Source organism: Enterococcus sp. LJL128 (genome assembly GCF_056924295.1).
On the sequence record NZ_JBXPBP010000037.1, the window covers coordinates 1 to 1,763 of the forward strand.

Annotated in this window: 2 protein-coding genes and 1 pseudogene; 2 read left to right on the forward strand and 1 reads right to left on the reverse strand. The window is 36.2% G+C overall.

Annotated elements, in window-relative coordinates; genetic code table 11:
• The first annotated feature begins 230 nt into the window (after positions 1-230).
• Both AC1Z3K_RS18585 and AC1Z3K_RS18590 read left to right on the forward strand, forming a co-directional pair.
• Entirely contained in the window at positions 231-935 is a 705-nt protein-coding gene (locus AC1Z3K_RS18585; RefSeq protein ID WP_461733562.1) for a hypothetical protein, read from the forward strand.
• Between the two features lie 4 nt (positions 936-939).
• Positions 940-1,500: a hypothetical protein gene (locus AC1Z3K_RS18590; RefSeq protein ID WP_461733563.1), complete on the forward strand. Its 561-nt coding sequence runs from the start codon at positions 940-942 to the stop codon at positions 1,498-1,500.
• A 25-nt stretch (positions 1,501-1,525) separates the two neighbouring features.
• Here AC1Z3K_RS18590 and AC1Z3K_RS18595 read toward each other — a convergent pair.
• Positions 1,526-1,763: pseudogene (locus AC1Z3K_RS18595) on the reverse strand (IS5/IS1182 family transposase); the annotation flags it as partial.

A 1,763-nucleotide genomic window follows, 5' to 3' on the forward strand; every position in this document is an offset into this window, starting at 1 on the left:
ACATCTTGATTCCTCCTTTTGGATTGGTTCGCCAAATTAATTCTAAAGGATTTCAAGGTGTCTTTTCTATTGTTTTGGAAAATAAAAAAGATATTGGTGGAATTCCACCAACATCAAAAAGTATAGAGCCCGGTTTTTTAAATACCGTAGGCTTTTTTGCTACTTTTTCATAATTAATTCATATTCTTTCTATATACTTTTACTGTAAGTAATTAAAGAGGTGAGTATTATTGAAAAGCCTTCACTATGCTTTTGCAGACTTGCATTATTATAAAAAGTCAACACTTTCAAGTATCGTTTACGGTTCGTTCTTTCTTGTATTTCTAACAGTACTACTAAATATGTTGGATATCAACAGAATCTGGACAAAGGAACTGCTCACTCTTTCACCTGATAAGGAGACAATTGCAGCTTCCTTAAACTGGAATACCATTTATCTACTGATTTACGTTATTGCAGCTCTTCTATACACAGCTGCTGCTGGAATTATGGCTTATCGTGAAATAGCACAACGGAAAGCAGTTATTCAAAAATGGCGCCTACTGGGTTTTTCTGATTTTTACATTATTAAGCAGTCACTACTCGAAACGATATTGGTTCTTATTAGCGTTTTACTGATAAGCAGTATGTTTTTGCTGGTTTTTCAAAATTCATATGAGTCCTTACTTTTGAAAATACATTCGCTTGTGGGAACGACAGATTTTCGTTTAAGTATTCATGCCTTACAGGATGTTGATAATGTTCCTGCAACTACCAGCAGCTCTATTTATGAATCTGTAGGTGTTTTCGCTGTTAATCACCACAGTCTGTCCTTAACGACAATCTTTAAACGGCTTTTGCAGAACACAGTTTTATTAACTCTAATCAGCAGTAACTGCGCTTTGATTTTTACAATTTTAGGTACGCGTCAATCAAAACTTTTTCTTAGGAAGTGATTATTTGGATACAGTAATTGATTATCGGGAAATCATTAGAAAAATGAACGACACTAGCGACTCAAAGCTTTTTGCTGTTCTAGAAAATGAACAGCAGCTGGAAGCAGAGTTACCCCACTTCATCCATTTTGCGCTATCACAGGAGCAGAACAAAAGCTTCGGACTGATCTTAGAAGAGTTTACCTTTCTTCCCTATTTATCCGTGATAGATAATTTGTTTGTCTGCAGTGCAACAAAGGAAAATGAACGTAAACGCATTTTACGGGAATGGTCAGCTATCTTTGATCTTCCCATGACAGTTTTCTCTTCTCCCTTTGAACAGCTTTCGCCTTTTGAACAGCTAAAGCTCCAGTTGATGCAGCTAATCTTATCAGAAAAGAAAACAATTATTTTAACAAATGATTTATCAGAGCTGAGCATTCATGAAAAACAGCAGCTGCTCCCATTACTAAAGACCCTGACAAAAAAAGCTTCTGTCAGCCTTTGGCTAATTACTAACGATGAAAAACTGGCAGCCAGCCCCTACATTGATGCTTCACCATCTATCAGTAGATCCTATACATAAGTCTAAGTCAGAAGCATTCTGTCCTTTAGGTTAAATTGAAGAAACTGAAAAAGGAGACTGGGACATAATCCACTCTCAAAAAGAAAACAAGCTCGATTTTGATGATGAATGTCAAAATCGGGCTTGTTTTTTCTTTTTCCCTTCTCTTTCTCTCCATATATTTTCCTAATTTTCTTAGATTTAGTGCCATGAGAGCCAAACCAACATCAATCTTCGCTCCTTGTTTTCCACGTAAATGGAAACGATGGAACGCCAAATGAGCC